Source organism: Mesoflavibacter profundi, from assembly GCF_014764305.1.
GTDB lineage: Bacteria > Bacteroidota > Bacteroidia > Flavobacteriales > Flavobacteriaceae > Mesoflavibacter > Mesoflavibacter profundi.
In genome coordinates this window covers 498,498-515,779 of record NZ_CP061703.1, presented here as the reverse complement: position 1 = coordinate 515,779, position 17,282 = coordinate 498,498, and the positions used below count along the sequence as shown (strand labels likewise).

Here is a 17,282-nt window from a genome sequence, read left to right as displayed (position 1 = left end):
ATGGGACTACTTTCAAAAAAAGACGCTAAATTAATTACAGATCCATTAGCAGATAATAACCCAATTACAATTCAAGTATTAGGGATTTGTTCTGCGTTAGCAATTACAGCAGAATTAAAAGCGTCGCTAGTAATGGGTATAGCTGTATTATTCGTTTTAGGTGTAGGCAATGTAGTGATCTCTTTAATGAGAAACATCATTCCTTCAAAAATCAGAATTATTGTACAATTAATTGTAGTTGCAGCATTAGTAATTATAGTAGATCAAGTACTTAAAGCTTTTGCTTATGAGTTAAGTAAAACACTTTCTGTATTTGTAGGTTTAATTATTACTAACTGTATAATTATGGGACGTTTTGAGGCTTTTGCTTTAGGTAACGGACCATGGAAATCTTTCCTTGACGGAATAGGTAATGCTTTAGGTTATGCAGTAATTTTAATAATAGTTGGATTTTTTAGAGAATTACTTGGTTCAGGAACATTATTTGGTTTCCCTGTATTAGGAGATCCTGTAGAAAAAACTGGCGTATATGCTTTAGGTTACGAAAACAATGGATTTATGTTAATGCCTCCTATGGCATTAATAATCGTAGGATTGATAATCTGGGTACAACGTAGTAAAAATAAAGCATTAATAGAAGATTAATAAGTAGCAGTATTTATACTGAAAACTCAAAATCATATGGAATATTTAGAATTATTATTTAAATCAATATTTGTAGATAACATGGTATTCGCAACCTTCTTAGGTATGTGTTCTTACCTTGCTGTATCTAAAAAAGTATCTACAGCAGTAGGTTTAGGAGCAGCAGTTATCTTTGTATTAGCTGTTACTGTTCCAGTAAACTGGCTATTAGATCAATATGTATTACAACCAGGAGCTTTATCTTGGTTAGGAGAAGAATATGCAAACTACGATCTTAGTTTCTTATCTTTTATAATGTTTATTGCAACTATTGCAACAATGGTTCAATTAGTAGAGATTGTTGTAGAAAAATTCTCACCATCATTATATAACTCATTAGGTATATTTTTACCACTTATAGCAGTAAACTGTGCGATTTTAGGAGGCTCATTATTTATGCAGTCTAGAGAAATACCAACTTTAAGTTTGGCTACAGTTTATGGTGTTGGATCTGGTATAGGATGGTTTTTAGCAATTTTAGCTATAGCAGCAATTAGAGAAAAAATTAGATATAGTAGTGTGCCTGCACCTTTAAGAGGATTAGGAATTACATTTATTATAACAGGATTAATGGGAATCGGGTTTTTAAGTTTTGGAGGAATGTTAACTGGTGGCGATGAAGAATCTGCTAAAAAGGATACTACAGAGCAAGTCCAAACAATTGACAAAACAAACAAAGACAAGGTTGCTCAAACTAACCAAAGCATAGTTAACAATACAACAGTAAAGTAACATGATTTTAGCAGCAAGTACATTAGGAACAGTTTTTACAACTGTCATAGCATTTTTAGTAATTACGCTAATTTTAGTTGCGTTATTATTATTTGTAAAACAAAAGTTATCACCTTCTGGACCAGTAACTATTAAAATTAATGGTGAAAAAGAAGTACAAGTATCTTCAGGAGGAACATTATTATCAACATTAGGTAATCAAAAAATATTTTTACCATCTGCTTGTGGTGGTGGAGGAACTTGTATACAATGTGAGTGTCATGTGTTACAAGGTGGAGGAGAAGCTTTACCTACAGAAACACCACATTTTACAAGAAAAGAGTTACAACATGGAGCACGTTTAGCTTGTCAGGTAAAAGTTAAACAAGACATGGAAATTACTATTCCAGAAGAAGTTTTTGGAATTAAAAAATGGGAAGCAACTGTTGTACGTAACTATAATGTTGCATCATTTATAAAGGAATTTGTTGTTGAGATTCCAGAGGATATGAATTACAAAGCAGGAGGATATATTCAAATTGAAATTCCTAAATGTGAAGTGAAATATTCTGACATAGATATTACAGCACATCCTGAAGAACATGAAACACCAGATAAATTTCAAGCAGAATGGGATAAGTTTGGTTTATGGCCATTAGTAATGAAAAATGATGAGACTGTTGAACGTGCATACTCTATGGCTTCTTACCCAGCAGAAGGTAGAGAAATCATGTTAAACGTTCGTATCGCTACACCACCATGGGATAGAGCTAAAAACGGTTGGATGGATGTAAATCCAGGAGTAGCTTCATCTTACATTTTTAATTTAAAGAAAGGTGATAAATGTGTGATTTCTGGACCTTATGGAGAATTCTTTATCAACGATTCTGATGCAGAAATGCTATATGTTGGCGGAGGAGCAGGTATGGCACCAATGCGTTCTCACTTATACCACTTATTCAAAACATTAAAAACAGGACGTAAAGTTACTTATTGGTATGGTGGTCGTTCTAAAAGAGAATTATTCTACTTAGAGCACTTCCGTGAGTTAGAAAGAGAATTCCCTAACTTTAAATTCTACTTAGCACTTTCAGAGCCTTTAGAAGAAGATAACTGGAAAGTTAAAAAAGATATCAATGACGAAGAAGGAGATGGTTTTGTAGGGTTTATTCACAATTGTGTGATCGATAATTATCTGAACCATCATGAAACACCAGAAGATATAGAATTATATTTCTGTGGTCCACCATTAATGAATAAAGCTGTTCAAAAAATGGGTGAAGATTTTGGAATACCAGATGAAAACATCAGATTTGACGACTTCGGAGGATAATTTAATAACACCTCGATATCATAAAAGCCAATGTCTAACGCATTGGCTTTTATTATTTTATCGGTAAAATACCGATTTTACCGAACAATTTTCAATCATAGAGTAATTTGTCGAAAACACTTACAATAAGTTGTTTTTTTAGGTTAAAGGGTTAATTTTGTCCGACTAAATACAAATTTCCCTAAATACTATGAGAAAAATTACTAAATTAATTTTTGTGTGTATTTGTGTTTTAAGTATCAACTTTAGTTACGGGCAAACTGGAGTAATTACTTCAAAAGATCAAATAAACACTGTAAAACCTACAAAAAAGAAGAATTCAAATTCTTCAAATGTAAATGGAAATCTACAATTAAATGAAGAAAATCAACGTTTTTTAAACGAAAACGGTGTAGTAAGATGTTTAACTGAAGAGTATAATGAACAACTTAGAGCTAATAACCCTAATAGAAGGTCTAAGCAACAATTTGAAGATTGGTTAGCTCCTTTAGTTCAAAGTTACAAGGCTGAACAAGCAGCTAGAGTTGCAAGCGGAAACGCTTCTGCAGCGCAAATGCCTGTTTATAATATTCCAATAATATTTCACGTAGTATCAGGTTCACCAGGTGATGCTGCAGATTTAGATGCTCAATATGTAAATGCTCAAATTGATCAATTAAATTTAGATTTTAGTAACCAAGCTGGAGCAGCTTCTGGTCCTTGGGCAGCAGTAGCAGCAGACGCTCAAATAGTTTTCGTTCCTGCGCAAGTAGATCCAAGCGGAAATCCTTTAGCAGAACCTGGAATTAATCGTGTGTATGGTTATCCAGGTCAATTATCTCAAGCAGATTTTGAAAACACAATTAAACCTGCAACAATTTGGGACCGTACGTTATATTGTAATAACTGGACTGGAAACTTAGGTGGTGGATTATTAGGGTATGCTCAATTCCCTGAAGGCTCTACTTTACCTGGAATGCCAACTACAGATGAGCCAAACAATACAGATGGTGTTGTTTGTTTATATACTTCAATAGGTTCAGTTGCTAATCCACATCCAAATGGTGGTGTTTATGCAGCTGGTAGAACATTAACTCATGAAATAGGTCACTGGATAGGACTTAGACATATTTGGGGAGATGGAAATTGTAATGTAGATGATTTTTGTAACGATACACCAACACAAGGTGGTTCTAGTAGTGGTTGTCCTACAACTGCTGATACATGTAATGATGGTGCAGGTGATCAAAGAGACATGGTAGAGAATTACATGGATTATAGTTATGATACATGTATGAATATTTTTACTGCAGATCAAGTAGCTAGAATGGTTACTGTAATGCAAAATTCTCCTGGAAGATCAGAACTTCCAAATTCTACTACAGGAAATGCTCCTTCACCTTCAGTTTCTTTTGCTGTTTCTTCAGCAAACGTTGTAGAAGGATCGGATTGTTCTTTTACAGATGTGACTGTAGATTTAAGTATTGCTCAAGGTCCATCTCAAAACGCTACAGCTAATGTATCGGTAAATGGTGGTACTGCAGATTCTAATGACTTCGTTTTACTTAATAATGTAGTTAATTTTAGTGCTGGAGCAACTGCAAACCAATCGGTAACTTTAAGAGTTTATAACGATGATTTTATAGAAGGAGATGAAACTATTGACTTAACATTTACGTTAAATAATAACGGTGGAGATGCTACTGTAGGAAATTCTGCTTACACATTAACAATAAATGATGACGATATTTTACCAACACAAGGTGGAAATTTACAAGATATTTTCTCAGACGATTTTGAATCTGGTTTTGGTCAGTGGACTGTAACAGGAGCACCTTCTGCTACTGATTTTGCTATAGGAAATAATACTACTTTTCCAGATGCAGGATATTTTAATCCAACAGGTAATGCTACTAATTACGCATATATAAATGATGATGATTGTAATTGTGATATGAGTGATGAAAGAATGGAAATTACAGGTGGAGTTGATTTAACAAATTATAGTTCGGCAGAAGTTTCATTTGATTATTCTTTTGATGATACTTACGGAGGTACTTTAACATTAGAGTTGTCTCTTGATGGAGGAGCAACTTGGCCTTTAGCTGCTCAATTAGGTACTACTGGAACTGGAACGGCTCAAAATGTGCCTTTTCAGACTATTACAATAGATTTGTCTGCTTACGTAGGCCAAGTTGTTCATCTTTCAATTCACTATAATGATGATGGTGGTTGGGCACAAGGTGTTGTAGTAGATAACTTTGCTGTTAGAGGACCAGGACCAAGAGCTGTTCAAACAGCAGTGAATTCAACTGTTTCAAACGATTTTTCAATTTTACCATCTGCAGGTACAATTTACCCATCAGATAGTGGATCTAATGATGTGATGTTAGGTATAACAAATAACGATGGTTTTGATTACGGATGTGTAGATTCTTCTGTATCTAGATCTGGAACAAATGCGCAATCATACAATGGTAGTGCAGGTACTAATTTAGTAATGGACAAAACGTTTACAATTACACCTACTAATACTACTAATTCAGGAAATAACACTGTAGAATTTTATGTAACTGCTGCTGAAGTAGCAGGTTTTACAGGAGCAACTGGGTTAACAGTAAATGATATTTATGCGCATAGAGCAGGAAGTGACGATGTAGTAGCGTTAACTGCAACTCCGTTTGGTTCAGACTATAGTTTATCAGGTGATTTTACAGGATTAAACGGTACATACTATTTAGGAGCTGAAGGAGCTTTTAGAAGTAGAGTTTCTCCAAGATTATTTTTGTCTGGAGCGTTTAATGGTACTTTAATGAATGACGATTTAAGATTAAATGGTTATATACCTACAACTTCACCATATTCAGATGCAATTACTTGTGATGCTGCAGTATTTAATGTTACGGGTAACGATGCTATTGTTGACTGGGTTTGGGTAGAGTTACGTGATGCAACTAATAATACGACAATATCTGCTAGTACATCTGCTTTATTACAAAGAGACGGAGATGTGGTTGATGTAGATGGTGTTTCTCCTTTAACATTAACAGTTCCAGGAAAAGATTACTTTGTTGTTGTTAATCACAGAAACCACTTAGGTACAATGTCTCTAAATACTGTTGCATTAACTGCTACAGCTAGTGTTGTAGACTTTACAAATGGTCTTTCTACTTTTGGATCTAATGGACAAACAGATTTAGGATCTGGAGTTATGGGATTATGGGCAGGAAATGTAGATGGAAATACTTCTATCCAGTATTCTGGTGCTAATGCAGATTCTCCAACATTACTTTCGTTTGTTTTAAATGATAGTGGAAACTTCTTAAACACTGCGACATACTCAGTGTCAGGATATAGTAATTATGATATTAACATGGATGGAAATACGCAGTATACTGGAGCAACTCCAGATACACCAAAAATTTTACAATTAGTATTATCACATCCAGGAAACTTCCTAAATACTACAACATACGAAATTACAGAACAATTACCTCAATAAATTAATCCATACAAACAATTATGAAACAAAATTATATCACAAAAATATTTTTAACCTTAGCAATTACATTGCTATCTTATAGTGCTAATGCACAAACAGAGTATACCTATACACTTATAGATAATGGTTCGTATAGTTATAGTGTTGCTGCTGTACCAAGCACTACAACATCTAACTTTCAAACATCTGTACAAGGATACGGATTTACAATCCTTGTTCCAGATGGAGTTACTTATACGATAGACTATTTTTTAGGTCAATCACCAACAGAAAATCGTTTTGACGCCAATCTTGTAGGAGGATCAGCAACAGAAGATGCTATTTTATTTTCGAATAACTTAAATGCTCCTGTTAATATTGCTGCTCCAAACGATGCTGCAAATCCAGTAATCTTCGTGACTTTAACTGTTACAGGAGATCCAACTTCAGGTAACATTAGAATTTTAGAAAATAATTCTACTGAAGCTGATACAGCAGGAACTCAGTTAGATGCTTACATGCAAGCAGATACTACAGATGATGCTACTGTAAACTATAGTAATAGAATTTTAACTCCAACAGGTTTATCAGGAACTATTTCTCATAGTTTTTCAACTTTAGGAGTAACTACTAATACGTTAGAGCAAATTAAGATTTTCCCTAACCCAACAAACGGAATTATTAATATTGCAGGTTTAGATAACGAGGTTGTTAAAGCATCAGTTTATTCTATTAACGGTCAATTAGTTTTAACTAAATCATCTAACTTAGATACTATTAATATTGCAGATGTTGCACCAGGTGTATACTTCTTAAATATAGAAACTACTACTGCTAATAAAGTTGTTAAATTAGTAAAGCAGTAAAATTTAGCATAAATTAATTTAAAGGTAATTTAAACCCAATACAGAAATGTATTGGGTTTTTTAATATATATAGTTTTAGCTTTTTATCGATTAAAATATCTGTTATTTTTGCAATATGGGAAAAGAATTAACAAAACAAGACCTTCATAATTTAGCAATGAATCATGTTGGTAAAGATTTAGAATCAAGAGGATTTGAATTTGTGGCAATAAATAGCAAGCTAAAAAGACATCCGCAATTTGTTTGTATAGACAAGAATAGTCAATATTATTTTGTGATTGTTAAAGCCGTGATATTACCCGAAAATCCGAATAATTACGATGTAATTTGGATGGAATCTTTTAAAAAACATGCCCAAAGCAAAAACGCAAAAGTATTATATGCTGGAGTAGGTTTAGGTAATCCAAACGGAGACCATTTGCCAGTATTTTTAAATGAAGAATATTTAATGGAATATAACGGGATTCAAGTAATAGAAACTAATTTAAATTAATCAATGTTCAGACAATTTTCTATAGTATTAATTTTACTTTTTTTATGTTCTTGTAAAAAGGAACATGAATTAATTAAAGTTCAAGGTCCAGTTTTTGGTACAGCCTATCAAATTCAATATTATGATAACAATGCCAGTAATTATCAAAAGCAATTTGATAGTTTATTTAAAGTATTAAATAATTCTATGTCTAATTACATTTCAACTTCAGACATATCTAAAATTAACAGAAGTATAAATGTAAAAGTTGATCACCATTTTAAGACAGTTTTTGAAGCGTCTAAAGTAATTTATAGGCAAACAGAAGGTGTTTTTGATCCAACTATAGGAAAGTTAGTCAACGCTTGGAATTTTGGCTCCGAAAACACTAAAACCGCTTTAGACAGTATTAAAGTAGATAGTTTGATAAAAACAGTTGGTTTTAATCGTGTTGGTCTTGAAAATAGTAAGGTGAAAAAACTTCCGAATACCTTTATAGATTTTAATGCAATAGCAAAGGGTTATGGTGTAGATGTCATAGCAGATTTTTTAGAAAGTAAAGGCATATCAAATTATTTAGTTGATATTGGAGGCGAACTTCGTGCAAAAGGAATTCATCTAAACAAACAAAAAGAATGGGCAATTGGGATAGAAAATCCAAATTTTGATGGTTCTCAAAGCTATTCTAAGATCATAGGTATTACAGATAAAGCTATGGCGACTTCTGGTACTTATAGAAAGTTTAAAGTAGACGAAAACGGTAATAAATACGCGCACATTATAAACACAAAAACGGGTTATCCAACACGAACCAATATTTTAAGTGTTTCTGTAATTGCAGATAAATGTATGATGGCAGATGGTTATGCTACAGCATTTCAAGCAATGGGAATAGAAAGAGTTGAAAAATTTTTAGCAAAGCATTTAGAATTACAAGCGTATTTAATTTTTGAAAATGAAAAAGGCGAGTTAGAAACGAAGTCTTTTAATGGTTTTCCTGAGTAGATTCAGAAAGATAAATAGACAAATCAGCAAAAAATCTTCACCAATCTACTTTTAAAGATTAATTTGTACAAAAATTACTCTTTCATGAACAAGTTATTGTTGTATTTCTTTTTTTTATGCTTTGCGTTTAACGCTTTAGCTCAAGAACCAGCAAAACTTCATTTGACCGAAAAAGATGGTCTTCCAGATATTGAGTTTTATAATGTTATTGAAGATTCTAAAAAATTTATTTGGCTTGCTGCAGATAAAGGTTTTTTTCGTTACGATGGTAAAAACTACCAGTCATTTACAAATTCAAAACAAAAAGGAAATTCCGTTTTTGGACCTTATGAAGACGCTTTAGGTCGCGTTTGGTGCAATAATATATCTGGACAATTCTTTTATGTCTCAGGTAATACCATGCATCATTTTATCGATTTGTCTGAAGAATTAAAAGGTGAACTTGCCGAATTTATTGTCACAGATTCTCAATTAATTATTTTCATCAGACACAATATTTTTTTGGTTGATTTAGAAACTAAAGCCATCCAAAAAAGCTTTAATAAAAAGGTAGAAATTGGTAAACCTTATAAGAATAATGAAGGATATTTATATACAGAAGATTGTAAAATTGTAAAAACCGATTTACAGTTTAAAAACAAACACTATCTACCGGTTATTATTTTTAAAAATTTTGAAAGACCAAAAGGAGTTTCACGCCTTATTAATATTGTTAAAAATGATAGTTTAGCATTTTATTTTTTCTCCCAGTACGATAAAAATAATTTATTCACATTCGATGAGAAATCAGGGATAAGTCAAAAAATAAAACTTCCAAAAACACTGGAGAACAGAATTATTGTTCATGTTTTTTTACATAATGACCAAGTCTGGTTTTCTACAGATTTTGGACTATTCATTTGTCAATTAAAAAATCAGGAATTAGTACTTCTAAATACATTTTTTTCATCTAAATACGTCACAAAAGTTTTAAAAGATAGCTTCAATAATTTCTGGATAACTACCAAAGGTGATGGTATTTACATTTATCCAAATATTAATGTTTTAAATTATAATCTAGCATTTGCAGATAAAAGTGTATCTGAAATAGAAAAGCTAAATGATTCAACATTAATTTTTGGAACTAATAAAGGTTATGTTGGTCTCATAAATGTAAATTCGGGTAAAGTAAAACCTATAGATACTACAGCTTATCGTGTCTCTAATATTTTTTATGAAGAAGAATCTAATGTTGCGATTATTTCAAAAGAAGACAGAACGTTAATTTATAATTTTAGAGACAAGATTTTAACTCAAGTAGACAACGAAACTAAAGGAGCGAAAGATATTGATTTTGGCAACGGAAAATTCTGTATTTCAATTTATAACAGTTTTGGTTTTATTGATGAAACTTTTCAAAAAATAGAAGTATTTATCCCAAAACGATCTTATGCAAATCACTTTTCAAAAACAAATAATGTGTTTTACAACGCTTCGGTAGATGGACTTTTCAGCATTAAAGAAAATAAAAATATAAAGGCTATAAACGATAATGGTAACCCCATTTTTGTAAAATCAATTACTCAAACTAAAGCTGGCGCTATTTGGGTTTCTACATTTAAAAACGGTGTTTATCAGATAGAAAATGATGAAATTGTAAATCATTTTACGGTTAAAGACGGTTTACTTTCTAATAAAATAACTCACATACAAGGTGATGATAATTCGCTTTGGATTGTAACAGAAAAAGGGATTCAATTATTGGACCTTAACTCCAAAATATTTAAAACCTTGACGATGCAAAACGGTATTCCTTCGTATCGTATTATGGATATAGAACCAGTTGGCGATCATGTATTTTTTGCATCAAACGAAGGATTATTTAGCGTAAATAAAAAAACAACTTTTAATACTACAATAACACCAGAAGTCTATTTTACTGCGGTAGATGTAAACTTTAAAAATCAAGAATTTTTACCAGCATATAACCTGTCGCACAATCAAAATTCAATTAAAATAGCTTTTAATACCAACGGTTTTAAAAGTCACGAACATACAAAATATCAATATAGATTAATAGGCGAAAATGATAATTGGCAAACAACGGAAGATCTTGTAAATACTGTAAATTATAACGGATTGCCAAGTGGTAATTATACCTTTCAAGTAAAAATAGCCAATAGTAATAGTACAGTAAAATGCATAGATTTTAATATTGCCAAACCGTTTTGGCGCACGTGGTGGTTTTATGCACTGGTAGGTGCAGTTTTAGCGAGTTTGTTGTATGCTTTTTATAGAAGAAAAATAAACAAACTCACCAGAGAGCAAAATGCAAAATTACAGAATGAAATGATGAGCAGGCAGCTTGTACTGTCACAGTTAGAAAATCTTCGTTCTCAAATGAATCCGCATTTCATCTTCAATGCACTCAATTCTATACAAGAATATATTGTGTTGAATGAAAAGGATTTAGCAAGTAGTTTTCTTATTAAATTCTCACGATTAATGCGAATTTATTTAGACCATAGCCAGCAAGACCAAGTATTACTTTCTGAAGAAATTAACGCATTAAATATTTATTTAGAACTCGAGAAAAATAGGTTTGAAGATGCATTAGATTATGAGATTGCTATATCAAAAGACTTAAAAACTAATCAGATTAAAATTCCTTCGTTGTTTATTCAACCTTATGTTGAGAATGCCTTAAAACACGGTTTGCTTCATAAAAAAAGCCACAGAAAACTCGATGTTACTTTTAAATTAGACGATTCTAAAACTAAATTTCTTTGTATTATAAAAGATAATGGTATTGGTGTAGAAGCTTCAGCGCGACTGAATGAAAACAGGAATCCACAACATCGTTCGTTTGCTACAAGCGCTAATAAAAAGCGTGTTGAGCTTTTAAATCATAAGCGAAAACATAAAATTGAAGTGGTAACCGAGAGTAAATCTTATGCAGAAGATTCTGGAACAACGGTAACCATAATTATACCTTTAAATCGATAATATTGTAAGTAATGTTACATTTAGAGGATTATAAATAATAGCCAATTATAAGTACATGAAAGCACTAATTATTGATGATGAAAACAAAGCAAGACGCCTTTTAAAATGCATTATAGAAGAGCTTTGTCCTGAGATAACAACTATTTTGGAAGCACCAGATTTAGAAATTGGCGTTGCATTAATACAACAAGAGCAACCAGAAATTGTGTATTTAGATATTGAAATGCCAGAATATTCTGGGTTACAAATTGTTGAATTTTTAAGCGAAGAAGAGATTAACTTTCAGATAATTTTCACTACAGCTTACAATAAATATGCAGTAGATGCTTTTAAAATTTCGGCAATAGATTATTTGTTGAAACCAATAGATAAATCCGAGCTTCAATCGGCAACTAAAAAAGCCATAGCTACTATAAAAAAATCGAGTATAAACAACCAACTAAACGATTTAAAAAATACCTTCAAGCAACTGTCTTTAAATAAAATAGCTTTAGAAGTGCCTAAAGGATTTATTTTTGTGTCGCATGAAGATATTGTGCTTTTTGAAGCTGATGGTATGTACACCAAAGTATATTTAGAAAATGGCGATACCGAGTTTATTTGTAAGCCAATAAAACACTTTGTAGAGCAATTAAGTAACCTCACTTTCTTCCATAAAACACATCGATCTTACTTTATAAATTTGAAGCATATTAAAGAATTATCAAAACGCGACGGACATCATTTAGTGATGAGCAATAATATGACTATTCCAATTTCAAAAGATAAACGTAACGAGTTTATGAGCATTATTAGGGAAACTTTTAATACCTAAAAGTACGTTCAGCAAAAAGTAAATCACTTTCAGAAAGAAAATAAGAAGTTTACTACTTTTTTCTAGAGTTTTGAAATCTAATTTCAAATCAAAAATTATGAAAACAAAATTACTAATGTTCTTATTTTTTTCTGTATCTCTCATTGTTAATGCGCAATGGAGTCAGGTTGGAAGTACACAGTTTACAAATTTTACAGATAATGTTGCAATGTCTTTTCATCCAACAAATGGGAGACCTTATGTTGTATATAATGATGTAACAGACGGTAATAAACCCAAAGTTATGCGATATAATGGTGTGTCTTGGGTTGCTGTTGGAGGTACAATATCTAATATGGCTTCTGCTAACCATGCTATTAAGTTTAATCCTGTAACAAATGAACCATGGATAGCTTACAGAAGAACAGCAGATGACCAAATGGATGTTTATAGTTTTGATGGTACAAATTGGGTAGCTAGAGGTGTTAATATTAATTTAGGATTTACAGATAACCCATTTCAAATTCAATTTAACTCGAGTGGAGATGCTAGAGTAGCAGGAAAAATAACTAGTAAAAAGTTAAGAATAATTCAATTTCCTAGTGGTACATTATCTGGTTCTGCATTAGAAGAAGTTTTAATTAATTCACCTCAATATGTTTTAGATCATAATTACGATTATGTTAATTATAACGATTATTTTGTTGCTTACGCAGGTACAGATAACTCTAGTGTTGTTGGAAGAAAACCTGTAGGTAGCAGTAGTAATGTTTCTAGTTTTGATATGTATGCGTATATAGGAGGAAGAACATTACGTAAAATTTCAGGAATTAATAATAAGACATTAGCAGCAGCTTATAGATTGAATGGAACTGTTGAAGAGATTTTGATATTTCAAAACACGTCATTAGTTAGTTATTACAATACGACCAAAGATGTGGTTAAGTTTAGAGAGAATTTAATTAATAATAAAAATTATTTAATGTACTCTGACTTTTCAGAAAATTTGTCTTTTAGTATAATAAATGATAATGGTACTATTAATAGTTCTTTACCATCGCCAGGTGTTTCTACATCAAGCGCCAATTTTTTTGCAGAGATGGAAATGAATCCTGTTACAGGTAATATGTTTATAGCATATATGGACTCTGGAAAGTTATCAGTACAAGAATTTACAACTGCACCAATTTTATCAAGAATATATGTAAATGCGAATGTTTCAGGAGGAAATGGTAGTGGAGATTCTTGGTCAAACGCTATGACTACTCTTAATTTTGCGTTAGGATCTGCAGATGTTAATACTTCTGAAATTTGGGTTGCAGCTGGAACATACAAACCAGGAAATAATAGAACAGACTCATTTAATATAGCTATTGATGGACTTCATGTTTATGGAGGTTTTAATGGTACGGAATCTTCAATTTCAGAACGTGATATTTTAGCAAATCCAACCATATTATCAGGCGATTTAAATGGTGATGATGCTGGACATGGTTCAGGTACAAGAGGAGATAATTCGTATCATGTAATGCAAATATCAAATGCTGATAATGCTGTGATTGATGGATTTAAAATCATGTATGGTCACGCCAATGGTTCAAGCACAAACGCTTATGGTGGCGCTATTAATATTTTGGGCCAAACATCTAATTTAATTATTAAAAACTGTGAGTTTGATGAAAACTTTGGGTTAAATGGCGGTGCAATACGCTCGTACTTGAATAACAATACAAGTATGACGTTTCAAAATTGTGTTTTTAATAATAATTTAAGTCGTTATGGTTCGGGTTTATATTTTCTAGTAAATCAAAATAGAACAGTTACCTTAGATATGGTTAATTGCTTATTTACTAATAACGTATCTTATGATTTTAGTGGTTCAGCTTTAGGTTACACCGGAAGTTCAGCTTGGATAAGGGCAAATGATACAGGAGCTAATTTAACAACAACAATAACCAATTGTACTTTTGCAAATAATGAAGATAATGGAACTTACTCGAGTTCTCTTAAAGGTACTTTAGCATTAAGTAGAAGGTCTGACGGAAATAGTACACACAATGCAACGATAAATAATTCAATATTTTATTTTAATGATCAAGGAGCATCAGGAGTCGTTGGACTTTCTGTAAACCCAGGACATGTTAATTATCCAAATACGGTTTTTGTAAATAATTCTATTAGTGAAGATAATTTTAACAATTTATCATACTTAACAAATACGTCAAATGCAGACCCATTATTTATAAATGCCAATAATAATGATTTTACATTACAGCCAGGTTCGCCAGCTATAGATACAGGAGATAACAGTTTAGTGCCATCTGGTATTACTTCAGATTTATTATTTAATCAACGTATACATAATGCAACTGTAGATTTAGGTGTTTATGAATATGGAGCAGCTTCAACCTTATCTGTTGATGACTTTGAATTAACAATAAATGATGTTAAAGTATACCCAAATCCAACATCAGATTATATAAATATTAAATCACCTATCAACATTAATTCAGTTGAAGTTTATGATATGTTAGGAAAGAAAATTATCGATTCTAAATACAAAACAATAAACTTAAAATCTATACCAAATGGCGTGTATCTAGTTAAAGTTATTACAGAAAACTCTATATATACTAAGCGTATTTTAAAAGAATAAACGATTTGCTATTAATCAATCTTAAAAGGGAAGTCAATTTAAAGGCTTTCCTTTTTTTTATACATAACTTGTAACAAAATTTACATCTAGGCAATACCAAAAAAACGCTAATTAGAGTAATTAGACCTAAAAGCACTAGTTTTTCCTTTAGTAACATTATTAAAAGTCAAGATATATCTTATAGAGCTATTTATTATGAAATTTTAATTGTTAACGCTTATGCCTATGTTTTTTTAGTTTTAATTTCTATTTTAGAAGTCCATAAAGCCATTTTAGAAATACTTTATTTTTATATAAATAGAAATCACCATCTTGCATAAATTATATATTAGTTATGCTAAAAACAATTCATTTATTAATTTTTCTGTTTGCGTTTCAATTAGTATCTGCTCAAGACACCAACAAAAAACTAGATAGCTTAAATGCAATACTTTCAAAAATTAAGAATGATAGTTTACGAAGTTTAGAATACCAGAAGTTGATTAATTTAAATAGAAAGGCAAATCCAAAACTTCATTATTTAATAATTAAGCAGCATCTTTGTGAATTACAGACTACTACGTCAAACAGTGGACGCGGTAAACTTTATAGAGAATTAGGAATTAACTACAGAAATCAAGGTAAGTTAGATTCTTCTTTAGCATACTACAACAAGGCAAAATTAATATTCGAAAAATTAAAAGATACCTTAAACATAGCAAAAACCCAAAGTAGTTTAGCTAATGTGTTGAAGGCAAAAGGCGATTATGAAGGCGCTATAACTAACATAAAACAGTCTATCAGTTTTTTTAAAAATTTTGAAGACAAATTACCACAAGCCATAGTACTAAACAAAGTTAATTTAGGCGGTATTTATGTGTTTATAAAAGATTGGGAAAATGCAGATAAGTATTTTTTAGAAGCTTTTAATCATCCATTTATACAAAAAACACCATCGGCTTTAAACAGTGTTTGTATAAATTTAGTGAGTACTAAAACTGAATTAAATGAATTTACAGAAGCTCTTAAATACGCCTCAATTGCTGAAAAAACAGAAAAAAGACCTAAAAGTTTAGCAAACCTAAATAACAATATTGGTATTATTTACGAAAAGCAAAATAACTATCAACGCGCTAATTCTTACTATAAAAAAAGTCTAGAACTTAATCAGCAATTAAATAATAAGAATGGCATCATTAAGAGTTATAATAATTTAGGGAATAATGCCAGAAAATGGAAACAATACAATCAAGCTGAAACGTATTTACTTAAAGCAAATAGATTATTGGAAGAAGCAGATAATTTAAATTCGCTTCATTTTAATTACCAAATGCTCTTTACATTATACTACGAAAAAAAAGACTATAAATCGGCTGTAAAATATAGTATTTTAGAAAAACAACTTAAGGATTCCATCATTACGATAGAGAAACAAAAAGCTATTGCCGATTTTGAAGTTGCCTACGAAACAGAAAAGAAAGAGCGAGAAAAAAATATAGCTCAGCAACAACTTCTAATTTCGCAATTAGAGAACACAAAAAATAAAAACTTACTTTATAGCGCACTTGTAATTTCTGGTTTATTATTAATTGCAGGTTTGTTTTATTACAGTAGGTTAAAAGCTAAGAAGAAAGCTGAAATAATCACGTTAGAATTAAAAGAAACACAAAAACGATTAGCATTAGAAAAGCAATATAAGGACAGCGAACTTAAAGCGTTGAAAGCACAAATGAATCCGCATTTTATATTCAATGCATTAAACTCTATTCAAGATTATATTGTGTTAAATCAGAAGAATTTAGCAAGCGATTATTTAGGTAAGTTTGCCGATTTAATTCGTAATTACCTTCATTTTAGTGATACAGGCTTTATTTCTATTCCAGAAGAAGTTCATAACCTAAAACTATATTTAGAGTTAGAAAAACTTCGGTTTGAAGATGCTTTAGACTATCAAGTTACTGTAGATGATAAAGCAAATTCAGAAGCCATAAAAATACCAACAATGCTTATTCAACCATATGTAGAAAATGCATTGAAACATGGATTGTTACACAAAAAGGATAACCGAAAATTAAGTATTTCTATTTCTAAACCTTCAGAAAAAATAATACAATGTATTGTACAAGATAATGGCATTGGTAGAGAAAAGTCCAAAGCTATAAATCAAAAACGTCAATATCAGCATAAATCGTTTGCATTAAAAGCAACTACCGAGCGTTTAGATTTACTTAACTATGGTAAAGAACGAAAAATAGGTGTAGAGATTTTAGACTTAAAATATGAGGATGAAGCTACAGGAACTAAAGTGATTTTAAACATACCAATAGTAAATAAATAA

At 31.3% G+C, this 17,282-nt stretch carries 11 protein-coding genes; all 11 read left to right on the top strand.

All coding sequences use genetic code 11. The features are described from left to right. Positions 1–645 carry an NADH:ubiquinone reductase (Na(+)-transporting) subunit D gene (locus IFB02_RS02365; protein WP_106686655.1) on the top strand — a complete coding sequence of 215 codons (645 nt, stop codon included), beginning with the start codon at positions 1–3 and terminating at the stop codon, positions 643–645. Positions 646–681: 36 nt separating this feature from the next. After that, positions 682–1,416: an NADH:ubiquinone reductase (Na(+)-transporting) subunit E gene (gene nqrE, locus IFB02_RS02360; RefSeq protein WP_106686656.1), complete on the top strand. Its 735-nt coding sequence runs from the start codon at positions 682–684 to the stop codon at positions 1,414–1,416. Position 1,417: 1 nt separating this feature from the next. After that, positions 1,418–2,728: an NADH:ubiquinone reductase (Na(+)-transporting) subunit F gene (gene nqrF, locus IFB02_RS02355; protein WP_106686657.1), complete on the top strand. Its 1,311-nt coding sequence runs from the start codon at positions 1,418–1,420 to the stop codon at positions 2,726–2,728. A 190-nt stretch (positions 2,729–2,918) separates the two neighbouring features. Next, positions 2,919–6,209, top strand: a complete 3,291-nt coding sequence (locus tag IFB02_RS02350; protein WP_191072983.1) for a M43 family zinc metalloprotease — start codon at positions 2,919–2,921, stop codon at positions 6,207–6,209. A 20-nt stretch (positions 6,210–6,229) separates the two neighbouring features. Beyond that, positions 6,230–7,054, top strand: coding sequence for a T9SS type A sorting domain-containing protein (locus tag IFB02_RS02345; protein WP_191072982.1), 825 nt, complete (start codon positions 6,230–6,232; stop codon positions 7,052–7,054). A 115-nt stretch (positions 7,055–7,169) separates the two neighbouring features. Next, on the top strand, positions 7,170–7,547 hold the full coding sequence (locus IFB02_RS02340; protein ID WP_106686660.1) for a Na(+)-translocating NADH-quinone reductase subunit F: 378 nt from the start codon (positions 7,170–7,172) through the stop codon (positions 7,545–7,547). A gap of 3 nt (positions 7,548–7,550) precedes the next feature. After that, positions 7,551–8,531, top strand: a complete 981-nt coding sequence (locus IFB02_RS02335; RefSeq protein ID WP_191072981.1) for an FAD:protein FMN transferase — start codon at positions 7,551–7,553, stop codon at positions 8,529–8,531. Positions 8,532–8,615: 84 nt separating this feature from the next. Next, complete coding sequence (locus IFB02_RS02330) at positions 8,616–11,516, top strand: sensor histidine kinase (protein ID WP_106686662.1); 2,901 nt, start codon at positions 8,616–8,618, stop codon at positions 11,514–11,516. 55 nt (positions 11,517–11,571) lie between these two features. Next, positions 11,572–12,330, top strand: coding sequence for a LytR/AlgR family response regulator transcription factor (locus IFB02_RS02325; RefSeq protein WP_106686663.1), 759 nt, complete (start codon positions 11,572–11,574; stop codon positions 12,328–12,330). 97 nt (positions 12,331–12,427) lie between these two features. After that, on the top strand, positions 12,428–14,965 hold the full coding sequence (locus IFB02_RS02320; RefSeq protein ID WP_106686664.1) for a T9SS type A sorting domain-containing protein: 2,538 nt from the start codon (positions 12,428–12,430) through the stop codon (positions 14,963–14,965). A gap of 334 nt (positions 14,966–15,299) precedes the next feature. After that, positions 15,300–17,282, top strand: a complete 1,983-nt coding sequence (locus tag IFB02_RS02315) for a tetratricopeptide repeat-containing sensor histidine kinase (RefSeq protein ID WP_106686665.1) — start codon at positions 15,300–15,302, stop codon at positions 17,280–17,282.

Coding starts and splice junctions, on each gene's coding strand:
- IFB02_RS02320 (WP_106686664.1), top strand. CDS start 12,428: ATGAAAACAAAATTACTAATGTTCTTATTTTTTTCTGTATCTCTCATT.
- IFB02_RS02315 (WP_106686665.1), top strand. CDS start 15,300: ATGCTAAAAACAATTCATTTATTAATTTTTCTGTTTGCGTTTCAATTA.
- IFB02_RS02350 (WP_191072983.1), top strand. CDS start 2,919: ATGAGAAAAATTACTAAATTAATTTTTGTGTGTATTTGTGTTTTAAGT.
- IFB02_RS02325 (WP_106686663.1), top strand. CDS start 11,572: ATGAAAGCACTAATTATTGATGATGAAAACAAAGCAAGACGCCTTTTA.
- nqrE (WP_106686656.1), top strand. CDS start 682: ATGGAATATTTAGAATTATTATTTAAATCAATATTTGTAGATAACATG.
- IFB02_RS02340 (WP_106686660.1), top strand. CDS start 7,170: ATGGGAAAAGAATTAACAAAACAAGACCTTCATAATTTAGCAATGAAT.
- IFB02_RS02365 (WP_106686655.1), top strand. CDS start 1: ATGGGACTACTTTCAAAAAAAGACGCTAAATTAATTACAGATCCATTA.
- IFB02_RS02335 (WP_191072981.1), top strand. CDS start 7,551: ATGTTCAGACAATTTTCTATAGTATTAATTTTACTTTTTTTATGTTCT.
- nqrF (WP_106686657.1), top strand. CDS start 1,418: ATGATTTTAGCAGCAAGTACATTAGGAACAGTTTTTACAACTGTCATA.
- IFB02_RS02345 (WP_191072982.1), top strand. CDS start 6,230: ATGAAACAAAATTATATCACAAAAATATTTTTAACCTTAGCAATTACA.
- IFB02_RS02330 (WP_106686662.1), top strand. CDS start 8,616: ATGAACAAGTTATTGTTGTATTTCTTTTTTTTATGCTTTGCGTTTAAC.